General features: G+C 49.2%; 15 protein-coding genes. 8 read left to right on the top strand and 7 right to left on the bottom strand.

Annotated elements, in window-relative coordinates; genetic code table 11:
* The 5 genes from LKK83_RS20915 to LKK83_RS20935 form a co-directional block, all read left to right on the top strand.
* The coding region (locus LKK83_RS20915; RefSeq protein ID WP_324633268.1) for a CHAT domain-containing protein at positions 1-2,042 on the top strand (2,042 nt) is incomplete at its 5' end.
* 33 nt (positions 2,043-2,075) lie between these two features.
* Positions 2,076-2,450 (top strand): hypothetical protein, encoded by a 375-nt coding sequence (locus tag LKK83_RS20920; RefSeq protein WP_324633269.1) that lies wholly within the window; start codon positions 2,076-2,078, stop codon positions 2,448-2,450.
* Complete coding sequence (locus LKK83_RS20925; RefSeq protein WP_324633270.1) at positions 2,447-4,126, top strand: hypothetical protein; 1,680 nt, start codon at positions 2,447-2,449, stop codon at positions 4,124-4,126. The genes LKK83_RS20920 and LKK83_RS20925 overlap by 4 nt, the downstream gene beginning before the upstream one ends.
* A 239-nt stretch (positions 4,127-4,365) precedes the next feature.
* Positions 4,366-4,767 (top strand): hypothetical protein, encoded by a 402-nt coding sequence (locus LKK83_RS20930; RefSeq protein ID WP_324633271.1) that lies wholly within the window; start codon positions 4,366-4,368, stop codon positions 4,765-4,767.
* 180 nt (positions 4,768-4,947) lie between these two features.
* A complete protein-coding gene (locus LKK83_RS20935) occupies positions 4,948-5,253 on the top strand; it encodes a hypothetical protein (protein ID WP_324633272.1) in 306 nt (101 codons plus the stop codon).
* 535 nt (positions 5,254-5,788) lie between these two features.
* Here the strand turns inward: LKK83_RS20935 and LKK83_RS20940 are convergent.
* Both LKK83_RS20940 and LKK83_RS20945 read right to left on the bottom strand, forming a co-directional pair.
* Positions 5,789-5,986 carry a hypothetical protein gene (locus LKK83_RS20940; protein WP_324633273.1) on the bottom strand — a complete coding sequence of 66 codons (198 nt, stop codon included), beginning with the start codon at positions 5,984-5,986 and terminating at the stop codon, positions 5,789-5,791.
* A gap of 48 nt (positions 5,987-6,034) precedes the next feature.
* Positions 6,035-6,193, bottom strand: a complete 159-nt coding sequence (locus LKK83_RS20945; RefSeq protein WP_324633274.1) for a hypothetical protein — start codon at positions 6,191-6,193, stop codon at positions 6,035-6,037.
* 88 nt (positions 6,194-6,281) lie between these two features.
* Here LKK83_RS20945 and dusA point away from each other — a divergent pair, with 88 nt between their 5' ends.
* The 3 genes from dusA (at position 6,282) to LKK83_RS20960 (ending at position 10,740) form a co-directional block, all read left to right on the top strand.
* Complete coding sequence (gene dusA, locus LKK83_RS20950; RefSeq protein WP_324633275.1) at positions 6,282-7,304, top strand: tRNA dihydrouridine(20/20a) synthase DusA; 1,023 nt, start codon at positions 6,282-6,284, stop codon at positions 7,302-7,304.
* A gap of 100 nt (positions 7,305-7,404) precedes the next feature.
* Positions 7,405-8,403 (top strand): pyruvate kinase, encoded by a 999-nt coding sequence (locus tag LKK83_RS20955; RefSeq protein WP_324633281.1) that lies wholly within the window; start codon positions 7,405-7,407, stop codon positions 8,401-8,403.
* Between the two features lie 312 nt (positions 8,404-8,715).
* Positions 8,716-10,740 carry a serine/threonine-protein kinase gene (locus tag LKK83_RS20960; protein ID WP_324633276.1) on the top strand — a complete coding sequence of 675 codons (2,025 nt, stop codon included), beginning with the start codon at positions 8,716-8,718 and terminating at the stop codon, positions 10,738-10,740.
* 965 nt (positions 10,741-11,705) lie between these two features.
* On the opposite strand, the gene LKK83_RS20965 is transcribed toward LKK83_RS20960, so the two are convergent.
* From LKK83_RS20965 to LKK83_RS20985, 5 genes are all read right to left on the bottom strand, one after another.
* On the bottom strand, positions 11,706-12,551 hold the full coding sequence (locus LKK83_RS20965; protein ID WP_324633277.1) for an ABC transporter permease: 846 nt from the start codon (positions 12,549-12,551) through the stop codon (positions 11,706-11,708).
* 51 nt (positions 12,552-12,602) lie between these two features.
* Positions 12,603-13,541: an ABC transporter permease gene (locus LKK83_RS20970; protein ID WP_442957349.1), complete on the bottom strand. Its 939-nt coding sequence runs from the start codon at positions 13,539-13,541 to the stop codon at positions 12,603-12,605.
* A 237-nt stretch (positions 13,542-13,778) separates the two neighbouring features.
* A complete protein-coding gene (locus tag LKK83_RS20975; protein WP_324633278.1) occupies positions 13,779-14,939 on the bottom strand; it encodes an ABC transporter substrate-binding protein in 1,161 nt (386 codons plus the stop codon).
* Positions 14,940-14,978: 39 nt separating this feature from the next.
* On the bottom strand, positions 14,979-15,386 hold the full coding sequence (locus LKK83_RS20980; RefSeq protein ID WP_324633279.1) for a hypothetical protein: 408 nt from the start codon (positions 15,384-15,386) through the stop codon (positions 14,979-14,981).
* A gap of 56 nt (positions 15,387-15,442) precedes the next feature.
* Positions 15,443-16,597, bottom strand: coding sequence for an ABC transporter ATP-binding protein (locus LKK83_RS20985; protein ID WP_324633280.1), 1,155 nt, complete (start codon positions 16,595-16,597; stop codon positions 15,443-15,445).
* Positions 16,598-16,954 lie beyond the last annotated feature (357 nt).

The raw sequence follows: 16,954 nt of genomic DNA on the forward strand, positions 1-16,954 counted from the left end.
ATATCGAGGAGGCCATTCGCTGCACCCAAGCCGCCTTAGAAGTGTACACCCGCAGCGCCTTTCCCTATGAGTGGGCAGCGACTCAAATTGGCTTGGGGACTGCCTACTGTGACCGCATCCGGGGAGAGCGAGCGGACAATATCGAGGAGGCCATTCGCTGCTACAAAGCTGCCCTCGAAGTCTTTACCCGCACCGCCTTTCCCGAAGATTGGGCAGATACTCAACTGGGCTTGGGGAATGCCTACTGTAACCGCATCCGGGGAGAGCAAGCTGACAATATGGAGGAGGCGATCGCCTCCTACAAAGCAGCCCTAGAAGTTTATACACCCTCCTCTTTACCCTTTGAATGCCTGACCACCGGACGCAACCTCGGCAACCTCGGCTACGACCTCCAAAACTGGGAAATCGCCATCGAAGGCTACAACCAAGCCATCCTAGCCATCGAACAAAGCCGCTACTGGGCCACCTCCGAAGCCACCAAACGGGAACTCATCACCAACTCCCTCAATATCTATCAAAAAATGGTGCAAGCCTGCATCAACCACCAAGACTACGCCCAAGCCTTGCTCACCGTCGAACGCAGTAAATCCCGCACCCTGATCGAACTCCTCGACAGCGCCACCCTCTACCCCAAAAACGCCACGGACGAACAAAAACAACGCATCAGCGACTTGCGCCGTCAAATCGCCAGCTACCAACAACAACTCGCCTACACCCGCAGCGACACTCTCACCCCCGCCACCGAGAAGCACCCCAACCAACCCTCACCCGAAACCCTCATCCGCCAACAACTCCAAGCGGCTAACCAGCAATTCCAAGACTTGCTCACGGAACTCGACGATCCCACCTTCACCCTCACCCAACAAGTCCCCCCCCAACTCCCGGACTTGCGCCGCCTCCTCAACCCCCAAACCGCCCTCATCGAGTGGTATCTCCCCAGGGAAGCGGAATCCGGGTTTTATGCCTTCCTTGTCACCCGCAAAAACGACCAAATCCAGATTACCCCCCACCCCTTCAACGCCGAGGACCGCCAACACCTGGAGCAAGCCCTACAGGACTACCGTAGCGACTACGGACAAGACACCTGGAATAAGCAACTCCCCCAACGCCTGGAAACCCTCAGCAGTGCCCTGCAACTCCCCCGCATTCTGGCTGAATTATCCCAGATTCAACAGCTCATCCTGATTCCCCACCGGGAACTGCACCTCATCCCCCTCCACGCTCTCCCCGTCTCTCTCCCCTCGCCTTCTGGGGGTGAGGGCCAATGCCTGCAAGACTGGTTCCCGGTCCAATATGCCCCCAGTTGTCAAATTCTCAACAACCTCCAGCAGCGTCCCCCCCTCAACCGGGAAACGGTCCCCTTCTTCGCCATTCAAAACCCGACTAACAAGAAAAATCTCGCCTTTGCTGAATTAGCAGTGGAACTATTATTGCGCCAATTCAGCCCCCATCAAGTCTTGCGTCGCGACCAAGCTACCCTGGATAATTTCACCCAACCCCAGACCCAAACCTTCCTTGAGCAGAGTCACGCGGTCCACTTTGGCTGCCACGGTGAGTTTGACCAGCGCAACCCCCTCAACGCCTATCTGAGACTGGCTAATCAGGAAAAGCTGACGTTTCTGGATATTTTCAACGGTCTTAATATTCCCCTCTGTCGCCTGCTGGTGCTGTCGGCTTGCAAAACTGGCTTAGTGGAAACGTCCGACACTGATGACTATGTGGGATTATCCAGTGCTTTTTTCTACGCCGGAGCGCGAACCGTGGTCGCCAGTCTCTGGAATGTGGATGAACTGGCGGCGACTCTGGTGACCCTGCGCCTCTATCAAATTTTACCAGACTATCCCTCGGTGACAGTCGCCCTGCAAGCGGCTCAAACCTGGTTGCGGGGGGTATCTTCTGCTGATGTTCTCCACTGGCTAGAACATGACCAGAAGGCGACGGAGGAGGAAGTCGAAGAAGTGGAAGGCCGTTTGGATTTATTTGATGACCCCCCGTTTGCTAATGCCTATTATTGGTCAGCGTTTACGGCAACGGGTTTATAATAGAGAATACTTGAGTCATGATGAGGTTAGACCATGCCCACACCTGAAAGAGAACGAATTGTGCGGGCTTTCTTGCTGCTTCTGCATCGAGAAAGCAAAAAACCGGAAAGTGCGATTATCCCCCCCACAGCTTGGGACAATTTAGGCGAACTGCAAGGGGGCCTCGCTCAAGCCAATGATGATATTAAAACCATAGCACGAGCCATTACAAAATGGTGTAAAGAACACCAATATAGTTCAATTCTCCAAGCTCTCCTAGTCGTCCAAGGTGATGCGATTCCTGAAGACGAAGACCCAGATGAGGACGAAACCGAAACGCAAATCCTGAGATTGACTAACTTATCGATTAGATTTGTGGATGAAACCATCAGCCAAGCTCAAAAGCAACATGAGCAACAATCATCATGACAGACAAGGTTATTTATGCCCCAGAAATTCGGTTATTTACCTATCATTTAAAACTCCTCAGAACCACAGACCTTAAGCAAGCCGACAAGGATTTAGATTTAAGGTCAATGATTGCCTATTATGTAGAGTTATTGGCGGATTATGGAGTGGTGAATTCGCTGATTAAAAAACTGCGAAAAGAGATGTTATCCCCCTGGTCAATTATTGATGGTTGGCTTCAGTATATTGATACAATTCAGATGTTTGTATGGTGGGGTGAAATGAGGATAATTGTTCTGAAAATTCTCATTAATTTAAACAATTATCTGAGCAGCCAGACCCTAGAATATGTCATGCAAAACTATCTATTTAGGGCGGATTTTGAAGAGTTAACTAATAATAAGAATAATAATCCATTTTTTAAAATTATCAATAATCCGGGCAAAATCGGGATTCAACACTTAAGTTTGTCGCCCAGATATCGAGGAGCTTTCCGCCCTCAATATATGAATGATAGCTATAGTTTTTTGTTGCACTTATTGCGTCCCCAAAAACTGGGACAAGATGGGGTGAAATTCTCAGATATTGCGGAATTAAGACCCCCTGAATCATTTTTCACGGGAACCTCATCAACCTTAGACGAACCCCTGCAAACTCATCTAAAACAAGCATCTTGGGGGACAACGATACTGTTTAGTGGTTTTATCGACTCTCCCCCAGCGACTCTGGAGAAGGGAAAACACTTGGCCGATGAACTATTACAAAACTTGTTAAAATTAGACTCACTAGAAACCGCGCCGCCTTTCTGGGCAAGTCGAGAGTTTTTAGGGGGATTTTTGTATGAATATCAGGATTTTTATAATCGCCATCCCTACGGACATATTCTGATTTTGCTGCTATTTTCAGAGGAGAGTAAAGAGAAACTGAATGGGGTTCAATGGTCGTTACCGGAGTTGTTTTTTTATGAGCGCAAGATTCATCAAAATTACCTCGATAGTCGTGAGGAATATGAAAGGGCGAATCGGGATATTGAAACGATAGAGAAGACGATTCGGACGTTTCCGCCGAATATTGCCACGACTGTTCCGCCGGATTTGTCGGAGGACGAGTTAAGGGGATTAAAGCAGGAAATTAAGAATTTGTTGGATTTATCGTTGCGTTATTCTCAACGAATGCGGAATTTGGTCACGTTCGAGAATACCATTAAAATCAATCGGCAAAATCATCTGAATACTTTGACGCGCATGGAGATAAAAAGTCAAAGTGATTTGACGGGTTGGCGGGATAAGGCGAATCATATTTTTGGGGCGTTTCAACGGCAAATTGAGGCGGATTTGGTATATCTTCAGCAAGGGGAACGGCTGTTAGATACAGCAATTAATACGATTCGGGGATTAGCGGAAATTGACCAAGCCGAACGCGATCGCACCCTGGAAAACCAAATCCAAACTGTTGGGGTGGGAATTGCGGTGGGGGCGATCGTGGCTTCGACTACAGCGTTAATCTTCCAGCAAGAACCCATGACCTTTCCCTGGCAAGAATACCACGGCGATCGCCCTCATCCGTTTATTTTCGCTTTTCTGCTGAGTTTCGCCTTTGCTATTCTAGGTTCCCTGGTGACAAAATGCTTCATTGATTGGAGTAAAAAAAGGCGATCGCCCTCCCGAGGGGTACAGAAGCGAAACCAACAGCGCTGAGGGTGACGCTGGGGGACAGGAAATAACGACGATTGACCAGATAGCAATCTCAAACCACAATGACGAGCGGTGCTATCCTTAGATAAGGATATGGGGTTCGACTTTGTACTTGCGGAATATTTATCGTTAGATTCGCTTTCAAGAGGGCTTGACAAGCGGACAAAACTGTGGTAATCAAACTGACAAAAGGGACAGAAAAACTGAGCTAAAATAGTGCTGCAATCTATCCCAGGTTAGAGATGAGTTTAAACAACAATGCGGAATCGCGGAAACGGATCCGGGCGATCGCCATTGCCGGTTTTGCGGTGGCGATGAGTGCTTTAACCAGTTGCGGGAATCGCGCGGAACTGGAAACCTGCACCATCCTAGAAATCGAGGATGCGGAATTTGAAGTAGATGTGGGAGATATGGACATCGAACGCGGCGAAGTGGAAATGATTTGCGAGGAGGAAGTAGTTGATGTAACTTGGGGTCAATTTCGGGAAGAATTGCGGATCGACCCGGGGAACTATAAAACCAACCTAGAACAATTTAAGCGCGAGGTGAGTTGCGTGAAAAACGCCCGCGACGATAAAGAGGTTTTGTGCAAAACCCAATCCTCCAGTGAATTCGTACCCTTGCGTTTCAGCTACGATGACTAACGGCAAATCTGCATAAATCAGAGGCGATCGCCCCTAAATCTCCTGGCGCCCGCGCCGGAGTTGAATTAACAGGGGTTGCATCACCAGCAAATGGCGATCGCTTTTGTGCCAATGGAGGAAGAAATGAAAGAGGTGGAAGAGTGTTTGGATTTATTGAACGACCCCCCTTTGTAGAAGCTTATGATTGACCAGCGTTTACGGCGATCGGGTTATAATGGAGGAGAATTGAGCCGCGATCGGGTCGAACCATGCCCACTTCATAAAAGCGAACAACAGATGACAGCCAGAGAAAAACTGATTCAAGCCATTCAAACCCTCCCGGAATCCCAGGTCGATCGGGTTTTAGCCTATATTAATCAAATTATGGCTGACGATCGCCGAACTCAGGAACAAGACTCTCAAGCAAAGCCATGTTTTGATGAAACTTGGTGGAATAACTTATCTCAGTTTAGCTCGGACTTTTTAGAGGTTTCGAGAACCACCTAAAATTCCAAGACGAGAGGATATGTTTGAATGATATTTTTACTCGATACTAACATTTTTATTTATGTCATTAAACAAAGACCTTTGAGGGTTAAGGAGCGATTGCAAAAACTCGATTCTGGAGAGGTTGGACTTTCTATCATTTACTTTAGCAGAGCTAGAATATGGAGCAACAAAAAGCCAAAACACCCAGGGCGATCGAGAAACCTTAACTCGCTTTTGTTTGCCGTTTCAAATTGTCGGTTTTTGCCCAGAAGATGCTCAAAAATTTAGCGAAATTCGAGCCGCCTGAGAGCAACGAGGGCAACCCATTGGCAGTTATGATTTACTGATTGCCGCTCAAGCGGTCAATCGGGGACTGATATTAGTGACTAATAATATTAAAGAGTTTAGCCGAGTTGAGGGTTTGAATCTAGAGAATTGGGTTGAGTAGGATTTGCGTTGACGGCGATCGGGTTATAATGGGGGACAACTGAGTTATACTAAATCTCTCACCTCTATTGTACCACTCCAGGGCGCGATCGCCTCACTTGCGCCGCTACACCTGCGGATCCCGCTTCGGTTCGCGAGGGGGTGGTGGCACATCGGGACTCGAGGTCATCCCATTCAATTGATATCCTTCTCGTTCCAATTGGCGCACGAATTGCGTCGGCGCTTCCAGTTGCGGTTGCGCGTCGGGCGCAGATGGCGCGGGTTGAGAGTGACGGAGTTTTTTTAACTTAGCTTGGCGTCCCATTTTCTGATTCGACCTCCAAGGAATAAATGTCAGTGTGGTTTTTCTTCATTATGCCATAATTCGCCCCATTTTGACAGGTTTGCCCGATCGCGGCCATTGTCCGGTTGAAAATGCTAAATTAGTCGAGTCGGCATTCGGGGTGAATTCACCGGCGATCGCGTGACTCTGGATAGAATAAACACCCAAGGAAACAGCGCCTGATGCCATTTCCCGGTGCAACCCGGAACCCACAGCGAACCCTACTTTATCCTACCCCATGTAGGCGAAGCAAGCGAGACCCATTCAACGCAGAACAATGACAGGAAACAACACAGCACTTTTATCCCAACCCCAAGAAACCCGCCAATCCGCACAAACGGCACATCTCTTAAGCGTGGCCCCGATGATGGATAGAACCGATCGCCACTTTCGCTATTTTATGCGCCAGATTACCCGCCGCACCTTGCTTTATACGGAAATGATAACCACGGCGGCAATTATGCACGGCGATCGCGAAGTGCTGCTGGGATTTTCCCCGGAAGAAAAGCCCCTGGCGCTACAAGTGGGCGGAGACGACCCCACCGAACTTGCCGAAAGTGCGCGCATTGCGAAAGATATGGGGTATGACGAGATTAACTTAAATGTGGGATGTCCCAGTTCTCGGGTACAAAACGGCAACTTCGGGGCCTGTTTGATGGCACAACCGGACCGCGTGGCGCGGGGAGTGGAGGCGATGCAAAAAGCAACCAACTTGCCCGTCACCGTGAAACATCGGATCGGGATTGACGATCGCGATCGCTATGAAGACATGGCGCACTTCGTTCGCACTGTATCCGCCACCGGCTGTCAGCGCTTTATCGTACATGCCCGCAAAGCGTGGTTATCCGGCTTAAATCCCAAAGAAAATCGCACGGTTCCCCCCTTGCGTTACGAGGATATTTATCGGCTCAAACGAGAATTCCCTCACCTAATTATCGACATCAATGGCGGAATCGTCACCCTAGACCAAGTGCGAACTCACTTACAGCAGGTAGATGCGGTAACGATCGGACGGGCCGCTTACGATAATCCCTACTTATTTGCCACCTGCGATCGCGACATCTACGGCGAACCCGTCGCCCCGCCCACCCGTCACCAAGTCGTTAACGCCATGCTTCCCTATATCGATGAATGGATGGCGAAAGGGATTACCCTGCATAAAATCAGCCGTCACATGCTACAATTATTCACCGGGCAACCGGGAAGCAGAGCGTGGAAACGCCATATCAGCGAAAACGCACACCTTCCCGGCGCAGGGTCGGATGTGATTCGCGCCGCATTAGCCAAAGTTCCCCTTTAACTGCCACTCACCGCCACATAGCTGTCGGGTGGGTACCGCCCACCCTTTTTTATACCTTACAGGTTTCCTCAGTTAGTCAAGTAATAGAGAGCGAGTTTTGATGAAAGCGATTTGCACTTTAGGACCGGCAAGCAGCAATCCAGACCTGATTTTCAAGTTAAGCAAAATTAGCGATCGCTTTCGCTTGAACGTGGCGCATTCAAATGCCCAAAGCTTGAACCGCTGGTTAACCCAACTCACCGATACTTTTCACCAAATTGGCACCGAATTGCCTGTGGTTTTAGACCTGCAAGGCTCGAAAATGCGAATCGGTTCCTATCCCAACTGTGAGCAAATTCCAGAAAACATCTGCTTATTTTTAGGAGATAAATCCCACAGCCGACAACGCCTACCCGTTCCCCATCCGGATTTATTTCGCGTGTTAGCTACAGGCGATATTTTGTCTCTCAACGATGCTAAAATCAAAGTAGAAATTACCGAAATCATCGATAAGCAAACGGCCCGAGGGAGAGTAATTCAAAATGGGGCATTAGACTCCTGTAAAGGCATCAATCGCACCCATCATCCGGTACCCTTTACCCAGGTTTCCCAGGGAGATAAAGCAGCGATCGCGGTGGGATTGCAGTATCCCTTCGTGCAGTTTGCCTGTTCCTTTGTCTTCGATGGTACGGAAGCACCACTGTTGCGCCAACTTATCGGCGATCGCCATTTAATCGCTAAATTAGAACGCCCGGAATCTTTGATGCATTTAAACACTATCGATAGAGTATTTGACGAATTGTGGTTGTGTCGCGGCGATTTAGGCGCACAAGCGGGATTAACCGCCTTGGGGCAATTGCAAGCTCAATTTATCCGCGCCTTTCCCGAGTTATCGTCTCCGAAGTATTTAGCGGGTCAAGTGTTGGAATATATGACCCATTTCCCCAAACCCACCCGCAGCGAAGTAGTGCATTTGTACGATATCCAACAAGCGGGTTTTGATGGAATTGTGCTTTCCGATGAAACCGCGATCGGGCAGCATCCGGAGAAGGTGGCCGAATTTTTAGGCGCGTTTTTGAATGCAGGAATTTCAACCCTGAACGAGGGCAATTTAAGGTAGGCATAAACCAACAGTGACCAAGCGAATTTTGCACCGTTGTACGAATTTACAACAAGTGAGCAATAGTCAACTCGGTTTCTTGTGCCCTGACAACCGCGCCAGTAGAGGACACAAGGTAGGCATTCGGGATGCTTCTTAACCGGAAATAACGCTTTATACCCGAGACTTTCATCTTTCCCTACCCGATCGCCCATTGCTATGCCATAATGAGGGAATACTCCGGGCAGGCATAATTGCAGGCTGGCAGTTCATTGGCAATCAGTGGGCTTTCTACCGCCCTGAGTTCCTCCCATTCGCCAAACCTGAAACCGTATGAGCCTTTGCATTAACCCCCATTGCCGCCAACCGGATCGCCCGGATAATCTCAATCGCCGCTACTGTCAGAGTTGCGGTTCCGATTTACTCCTCGAAGGGCGCTATCGCATTATGCGACTGTTGAGCGATCGCAGCGGGTTTGGCAACATTTACGAAGTAGACCATCTCGGTATCCCAAAAATTCTCAAAGTCCTGAAACAAGAGTGGAATAGCAACGCAAAAGCCGTTGAATTGTTTCAGCGAGAAGTCAAAGTTTTGGGGCAACTCTCTCATCCTGGTATTCCCCAAGTCGATAGTTACTTCCAGTATCAGACAAAACAGGGTGTGGGGCTGCACTGCATTGTCATGGAAAAAATTGAGGGGGTAAATTTACAGGAGTGGTTAGACCAAAGGCACAATCAAGGGATTACTCAGGAACAAGCGATTGAATGGTTAAAAGAAATTGCCGATATTTTGCAGCTTGTCCATGAGAAGCAGTTTTTTCATCGAGATATTAAGCCGCCAAATATCATGTTGCGCCCCAATGGACAATTGGTATTGATTGATTTTGGCACGGCGCGGCAAGAAACTTATACTTATTTAGCGAAAATGGGTGGGGCGGGCAGCATTACCTCAGTGAGTTCAGCCGGATATACGCCTCCAGAACAGCAGAATGGCCAAGCCCTACCGCAATCCGATTTTTTTGCCTTGGGACGGACGTTTGTGTATTTATTAACTGGAGAGGAGCCGGTTGATTTGTATGATGCTCATAATGATGAGTTAAACTGGCGCGGTCATGTTTTAGGAACCTCGCCCCTGTTCTTAAATTTTATCGATAGTTTAATGGCCCGAATTCCTAGCAAAAGACCTTGGAATGCTCGGGAATTATTGCAGCGCATTGGGGAACTGGAACGTCAGTTAGAGACACCTCCTAATCTCCAGTTAGAGACAACGGTAGATCTGAATCCACCTCCTAATTCGTCACAAGAATGGCGTAATCCGTTACTATATCGGCGGCCTGTAAGTCAAGGGGAATCGGTTTTATTGACGGGGCTATTGATCCTGGGGGCGTTGGGCGGCGCAGGCGTAGGTTTGTATAGCGCTCTAAAAGAGAATCCCTGCGTTTTCAGGAGAGAAAGCTATTGCGATCTCAGCCTAGCAAATACACTAGAAAATCGTTCCATAGCTAATTCTATGGTAATTAGCCCGGATGGGCAGACCCTTGTCACTGGCAGTGATAATAAAACGATTAAAATCTGGAATCTGGCAACCGGGGATTTAATCCACACCCTAGAGGGTCATGTCGGCAGGGTTAATTCTGTAGCAATTAGCCCCGATGGGCAGACCCTTGTCAGTGGCAGTGATGATAAAACGATTAAAATTTGGAATCGGGAAACCGGCGATTTAATCCGCACCCTAGAGGATCATTTCGGCATAGTTAATTCTGTAGCAATTAGCGCCGATGGGCAAACCCTTGTCAGTGGCAGTGATGATGCAAGGATTAAAGTTTGGAATCTGGAAACCGGCGATTTAATTCGCAGCATCACCAACCAGGGTGATTACCCTGTTTTCAACGCGGTTCAATTTGTAGCAATTAGCCCCGATGGGCAGACTCTTGTCAGTGGTAGTAGTCCGCCATTCGTTGCTATCAATATCTGGGATCTGGCAACCGGGGATTTTATCCGCACCCTAGAGGGTACTTCCAGCATGAGTGAGTCTATAGCAATTAGCCCCGATGGGCAGACCCTTGTGATTGGCACTTGGAGCAATATCAGAATCCGGAATCTGGCAAGTGGGCATTTAATTCGCACCCTATACGATCATTCTAACGAGGTTAATTCTGTAGCAATTAGCCCCGATGGGCAGACCCTTGTCAGTGGCAGTGATGACAATACTATCAAAATCTGGAATCTGGCAACCGGAAATTTAATTCGCACCCTAGAGGATCGTTACAGCAATGTTTATTCTGTAGCAATTAGCCCCGATGGACAGACTCTTGTGGGTGGCATTGGAGATACTATCAAAATTTGGCGCAAGAAGTAAAGGGAAGTCGCTATCATCAGGGTTCTTCCCCGTTTCGGGACAATTTTCGCGCCGATGCCTTGGTTCCCCTCATGTAGAGACAGCCATTTGTGGCGTCTCTCACGCTATGCTACTCACAGATAACTGTTATTTTGCCTTCCGCAATTCCACCCACAGAGAACAATCCTTGCAGTTGTTAGGTTGTCTGTTGGTAGCGACGCGGTGGGAGACGCGATGAATCGGCGTCTCTACAGGAAAATTGGATTAATTTGATGGGCGATTCCCTTGGGCGTAACTTCGCTTCACGCAGTAGGGATAGAAAAACTTTACCGATATCCGCAATAGTTATTTCGCCGCTAGCTTAACCCTCCACTCCAGGGATGGAAAACTCTACCGATAACCGCAATAGTTATTTCGCCGCTAGCCCAACTCTCCACTCTAGGGATGGAAAACTCTACCGATTTCCGCAATAGTTATTTCGCCGCTAGCTTAACCTTCTACCCTAGGGATAGCCAAACTATGGCGACAGCGCCACAGTTATTTCGCCACTACCACGCCATCAGTGGGAAAAACTGACCGATAAGCGGAAAGACAAAGGAAAATCTGCGACTCGGAATTTTTTAAGAACAATATTCAGCTTTTTGCAAATTGCCACGGTTAATCGAGAAGCAATTGCGATCGCCCTAGGGGCAAATTTTCGCGATGCGCCAGGTGAGGATTGAGTATGCCACGGCTAGGGTGAATGAACTGGAGGGAATTGTCACCCGAAACCCGCAGGATTTTGCGGTCGAAACGCCGCGTATTTTATTGCCAACTGGGCTAATTCAGGGGTTAAATGGTTCCACATGAGGGGGGAGGTGACTTGCGGAACCCTATATATATGGCCACACCTTTCCCATTATTCAGATTTTAACGCAAATCGCAAAAAGAGTCAACCCCAGATTGACAAAAAAGCGAAAAAAATCAGGGTTCGGTTTTGCCGGAGATTATTGGCGGCGTTTTTGTTCGCTGCGAGAGCGGATGAACTCGCCGATAAAGGCGATCGCACCCGAGGCGAGAATCAGCACCACACTGAGGGCATTAATATCAGGTTTTACCCCAGTTCTAATGCGACCGAAAATTTCCATTGGCAGAGTGACTGCGCCGCTACCGGCGGTAAAACTGGCGATTAACAAATCGTCCAAACTAAGGACGAAAGCCAACAAGCAACCGGAGATAATTCCTGGCATCAATTGAGGGAGCAACACTTGGAGAAACGCTTGCACTGGCGTTGCGCCCAAATCCAGGGCAGCCTCTTCCAAATGGGGGTCTAAATCATTCAGGCGAGTCGAGACCACCAAACCGATATAAGCCAAACAGAAGACAATATGGGCGGCAATAATCGTCCAGATGCTCAAATTAATTTGTACGGCGGCGAGGAAGACCAAAGTTGCCACAGCGATCGCGATATCCGGAACGATTAACGGTAGATAAGACACGCCCAGATATAAAGTTTTGCCCGGGAAACGATAGCGGGCCAATCCCACGGCCATTAACGTCCCCACCACCGCCGAAATTGCGATCGCAGAAAATCCGACAATCAAACTATTTTGCAGGGCATGAAGAATCGACTCATCTTGAAACAAGCTGAGATACCACTTCAACGTAAACCCTTCCCATCCCGCGCTATAGCGAGACTGATTGAAGCTGTAAAACGCCAGTACCAGAATTGGCAAATACATGAAAAAGAACATCACTCCGGCAAACGCGAGCTGCCAAGAGACATTAATTCTCGGCTTGCTGTTCATCATATCTACCGGAATGTCCTCCTGTTTGAGATGGGTTTGTGCCATCAACCTTCACCACTTCCACATTACCTACGGTTAACATTAATCGAGCCATTATTATTTTTTAGGAGAGGCATCGCCGAAGCGAATCAAGCCAGCGATCGCCAGACTCACTGCCATAATCAACACCATACTCAGCGCCGACCCAAAGCCCCAATCGCGCGCCACGCCCAAAAACTGATCGTAAATCAATCGAGAGACCGTCATACTAGACGCGCCGCCCAACAATTCCGGATTGACAAAATCCCCCATTGCGCTAATAAACACCAACAAAGACCCCGCTGCAATTCCCGGTAGAGTTTGAGGAACCGTAATTTTCCAAAACACCTGCACCGGGTTTGCGCCCAAATCCGAAGCTGCTTCTAACAACCGACGATCCAGCTTTTCTAAAGAAGCGTAGAGAATCAGCACCATATAGGGCAAGAAACTGTAACTCATGCCGATAAGAACTGCCGAACTTTGGTGTAGCAAATCCACAGAAGGGAGTCCGATAGTCGTCAGGATAGTATTGAGAACCCCGCTGGGGCGCAGAATCGTTTTCCAGGCATAAGAGCGCAGCAGAGAAGAAGTCCACAGGGGCAAAACAAAGCCAAGCAACAGTAAATTGCGCCAGCGTTTTGGCGTATCCAGGGCCAACCAATAGGCAACCGGAAAGCCCAACAGCAGACACAGGAGCGTCGAGCCGGTGGCAAAAAACAGCGATCGCCCGATAACTTGTAAGTAAACCGGGTCGAAATCCGACAGCTTGCATTGTTCGAAGCCCAAAACGCGGCAATAGTTATCCAGACCCGAGGGAATCACGCGATCGCCCGGTTGAATTTCCGGCACCAAACTCAGTTGAAAAATCACCAGAGTGGGCAGAACCAGCAACAGCAGCAACCAAATTCCTGCCGGTCCGAGTAATGCCAAAGGGCCGAGCCAATTGGGTTTTGGCCGACGTCCCGTTTTCGGTTCGTTTTTCGGTTTGCTTGGAGAAACAGTAGTGGGAGGAGTCATATTTTGCACCCAAACCAGGCCATTCGTGAAAACATCTGCACCGTTTGTTTTAACCCCCACGCAATGTAGCGCGGAAAGGAAGAATAAAAACTGTTGATTTCAAGTAAGTCATTCCTGCTTTTTCTGAACCATAAAATGACAGAGTAATTGCCAATATAAGCCTCATTAATGCTAGTTCTTATTTCTCGAAAGCGAGAAATAGATAATTCCCTGGGCGATAGTCGAGTCATGGAACCCTTAAACACTTTTCAAGCGAATCCAATAGCGGGCATATTCCTTTTCCTTGTCCGAACTCAGGGGGAGAATTCCTTCACAGCGATCGAGGATAGATTCCGGAGGGAAAAGAGTTGGATTGTTTTGGAATTCTGGGGGTAAAAGATTGTAAGCGGCGCGATTGGGCGTCGCGAAATAGAGACGTTCGATGAGAGCCGCAGAGACTTCTGGTTGGAGCATAAAATTCATCCAGGCATAGGCTCCTTCAACATTCGGAGCATTTTTTGGAATTACCATTGTATCGGTCCACAGAGAAGAACCACTGAGAGGAACCAAATACTGGAGGTCGGGATTTTCGTCAGATACAGCCAGAGCATCAAACGAGTAGCCCATTGCCACTTCCAAATCCCCTGCCAGGATTAAATCGCGCCAACCGTCGGTGGTAAAATTCGCCAAAGTCGGTTTGAGGTCTACCAGATGTTGGTAAGCCGAGCGAATCCGGTCCGAGTCAGTGGAATTATAAGAGAAGCCCAGCGATCGCAAACCAGCGCCGAACACCTCGCGCACGTCATTCATCAACGTCACGCGGCGAGACAATTGCGATTCTTGTTGCCAGAGATAATCCCAATCTTGGGGCGGACTAGAAAGCTTAGCGGCGTTGTAAATCAGACCCGTAGTGCCCCAGGTAAAGGGAATGCTGTAGCGGTTGAGCGGATCGTAGAGTGGGTCTTGGAACTTGGGGAATAGATTGTCCAGACCCACCAGACGAGAGCGATCGACTTGACGGAGCAATTGTAATTGGACCATCCGACCCACCATGTAATCCGAGGGATAGATGATACTGTAAGAGCTACCGCCACCGGCTTGAATTTTCGCCAACATTGCCTCATTCGAGTCAAAGATATCGACGATGACTTTAATGCCAGTTTTTGCGGTAAAACTTGCAAGCAACTCCTCATCGGTGTAATCGGACCAGGTGTAGATGAACAGTTCATCGGAAGAAGTCGAGCGCACCAAATCATTAGCACCCGGTTCGACTTCCCCTTCACTAGGCGTTGCGCCCAAAGTCCATCCACAACTCGACAGTGCGAGACCAGACAGGGCCGCCGCAGACGTCCGCAAGAACTGACGCCGCGTAGTAGTTGCGCTGTAGATGCGAGATTGAGACAAATCAGGGGTCGGCACTATTTTCTCTTGTGTTGTCTGTGACCAGCAGGATATCAGTTAACAGTAGCGTACCGATTGTTCGAGGGGGAGAGGTTCTCCCGTTTCGGCATCGGTATTTTGGCAGGCAAACATTTGTTCCGGGGAGAGCTTTTCAAATTCTAATTGCGAACCGAGACGTTTGAGGACATAGCCCCGGATTTCTTTAATGGGGAGTTGAGTCAGTTCGTCCAATTCTGGGAGAAAAGAGCGCAGGATTAACGAAGCCACCGGATGGGTGTGGTGGAGGAGTTTGGCAATCAGCAACTCTTTCATCTGCGGTTGAGAGCCATAAATGATTTGGGTGCCTTTGCGAGTCAGGTCGATCGCGAAGGGTTGACCATCACTTCCGAGAAAAGTAGCGATCGCTCGTTGGGGGCAGTGGGATTCGAGTTCTGCTAAAAATTGATTGACTCCCTGTAAATTCATGGTGGGTATCGTGGGTGTTTAGTGCAACAGATAGGGGATTGAGAGGATAGACTCATTCATCCCACCGCGCCATCCGGGTGAGTAGAAGCCAAAGCGATACAGTCAGTGGGATGCCAATGGGTATAGATGGGGGTATCCGGGTCTGGGAGAGTGTTCGCCACCGTATTGGGTTGCAAGACCGTCAGGCGATCGCCCGAGAGTAATTCCACCAGATATTGCACGTGGGTGCCCAGATACATGACATTTTTCAGACGACCTTCAAAGCAATTGACCTCCACCTCCGGGGGATAGAGACTGAGGTTAATCTTTTCCGGACGGATGCTGACCGTGAGCTGGGTGGCATTTTCATTCCAAGAATCAGGCGGTTGCACGGCAATTTTCAGTCCGCTGCCCGTGCGAATCAACACGCCAGCGCGATCGCCATTTTCCAACCGACCGGGCAACAAATTAGTTTCCCCAATAAAATCAGCCACAAAAGCACTGCGAGGATGCTCGTAGATTTCCGTAGGCCTGCCGACTTGCTCGATTCTGCCATCATGCATCACCGCGATGCGATCCGACAGAGAGAGCGCCTCCTCCTGATCGTGAGTCACCATCACAAACGTCAAGCTCAAATCCCGGTGCAGGTTTGACAATTCCACCTGCATTTGCTTACGCAGCTTCAAATCCAAAGCGCCTAAAGGTTCATCCAGCAAAACCACCGTGGGGCGATTTACCAGCGCCCTAGCCAACGCCACCCGTTGCTGCTGACCCCCCGAGAGTTGGGAAGGAAAGCGATTGGCGTAAGACTCCATTTTGACCAAATTAAGCGCTTCTTTCACCCGTTCTTCCACTTGAGCTTTGTTGTAGCCTTTAATCCGCAACCCGAAAGCAATATTTTGGGCGATCGACATGTGGTTGAACAGGGCATAGCTTTGGAATACCGTATTCACCGGGCGCTGATAAGCGGGGACTTGGTTCATCGACTTCCCGCGAATCAGCACTTCTCCCGCCGAGGGAGTTTCAAAACCCCCGATCAATCGCAGCATGGTGGTTTTACCGCAACCGGAAGGCCCGAGGATGCTAAAAAATTCCCCACGACGAACTTGCAGGTCTACCGCTCGGACAGCCGTTTCGCCGTCAAAGACCTTAAAGACCTTGCGAAGTTCCACATCGAAGAGTGCATCGGTTCCAGTGGCGTCAGGAAGGTGAGTTGTAGCAGTTTGAAACATGATGGCAATGGCGGTGATGCCCCTCAATAGAGTGTGCAAGTGGTGGAGTCAGTTCAGCCGATCCGATCTGACTTGGGTTTATTCTATCCACCGAATTCGGAGAATGGTAATCTTAATGTTTCTTTCTCGCGCAGTTTTTACCGGAACTTGAGCCATGAGAGTTCTGAAATCCCCGGAATTGCTGCATCAGCGAAGGAGTGACCATCCACGAATCTGCCAGCAGCACGGTGCCATTGCACCTCGCGAGATCGGGGATGAGGCGATCGCCACTTTTGCTCCTAGGTGACGTACTCCCGACGCCGACCGCTTAGGCGGTACGGCGCGGGCTTCTGCGCCCAGACCTTTGAGATCTGGGTT

Origin of the sequence: Phormidium sp. CCY1219 (assembly GCF_035615515.1) — a bacterium.
In the GTDB taxonomy this organism is placed as follows: domain Bacteria; phylum Cyanobacteriota; class Cyanobacteriia; order Cyanobacteriales; family Laspinemataceae; genus CCY1219.

Bases quoted from the DNA above. Each gene is read 5' to 3' on its own strand.
- LKK83_RS20935 (WP_324633272.1), top strand. From the start codon at position 4,948: ATGATTGACCAGCGTTTACGGCGATCGGGTTATAATGGAGGAGAATTG.
- LKK83_RS20945 (WP_324633274.1), bottom strand. From the start codon at position 6,193: ATGGCATCAGGCGCTGTTTCCTTGGGTGTTTATTCTATCCAGAGTCAC.
- LKK83_RS20920 (WP_324633269.1), top strand. From the start codon at position 2,076: ATGCCCACACCTGAAAGAGAACGAATTGTGCGGGCTTTCTTGCTGCTT.
- LKK83_RS20980 (WP_324633279.1), bottom strand. From the start codon at position 15,386: ATGAATTTACAGGGAGTCAATCAATTTTTAGCAGAACTCGAATCCCAC.
- LKK83_RS20960 (WP_324633276.1), top strand. From the start codon at position 8,716: ATGAGCCTTTGCATTAACCCCCATTGCCGCCAACCGGATCGCCCGGAT.
- LKK83_RS20970 (WP_442957349.1), bottom strand. From the start codon at position 13,541: ATGACTCCTCCCACTACTGTTTCTCCAAGCAAACCGAAAAACGAACCG.
- LKK83_RS20955 (WP_324633281.1), top strand. From the start codon at position 7,405: ATGAAAGCGATTTGCACTTTAGGACCGGCAAGCAGCAATCCAGACCTG.
- LKK83_RS20940 (WP_324633273.1), bottom strand. From the start codon at position 5,986: ATGGGACGCCAAGCTAAGTTAAAAAAACTCCGTCACTCTCAACCCGCG.
- dusA (WP_324633275.1), top strand. From the start codon at position 6,282: ATGACAGGAAACAACACAGCACTTTTATCCCAACCCCAAGAAACCCGC.
- LKK83_RS20925 (WP_324633270.1), top strand. From the start codon at position 2,447: ATGACAGACAAGGTTATTTATGCCCCAGAAATTCGGTTATTTACCTAT.
- LKK83_RS20985 (WP_324633280.1), bottom strand. From the start codon at position 16,597: ATGTTTCAAACTGCTACAACTCACCTTCCTGACGCCACTGGAACCGAT.
- LKK83_RS20930 (WP_324633271.1), top strand. From the start codon at position 4,366: ATGAGTTTAAACAACAATGCGGAATCGCGGAAACGGATCCGGGCGATC.
- LKK83_RS20965 (WP_324633277.1), bottom strand. From the start codon at position 12,551: ATGGCACAAACCCATCTCAAACAGGAGGACATTCCGGTAGATATGATG.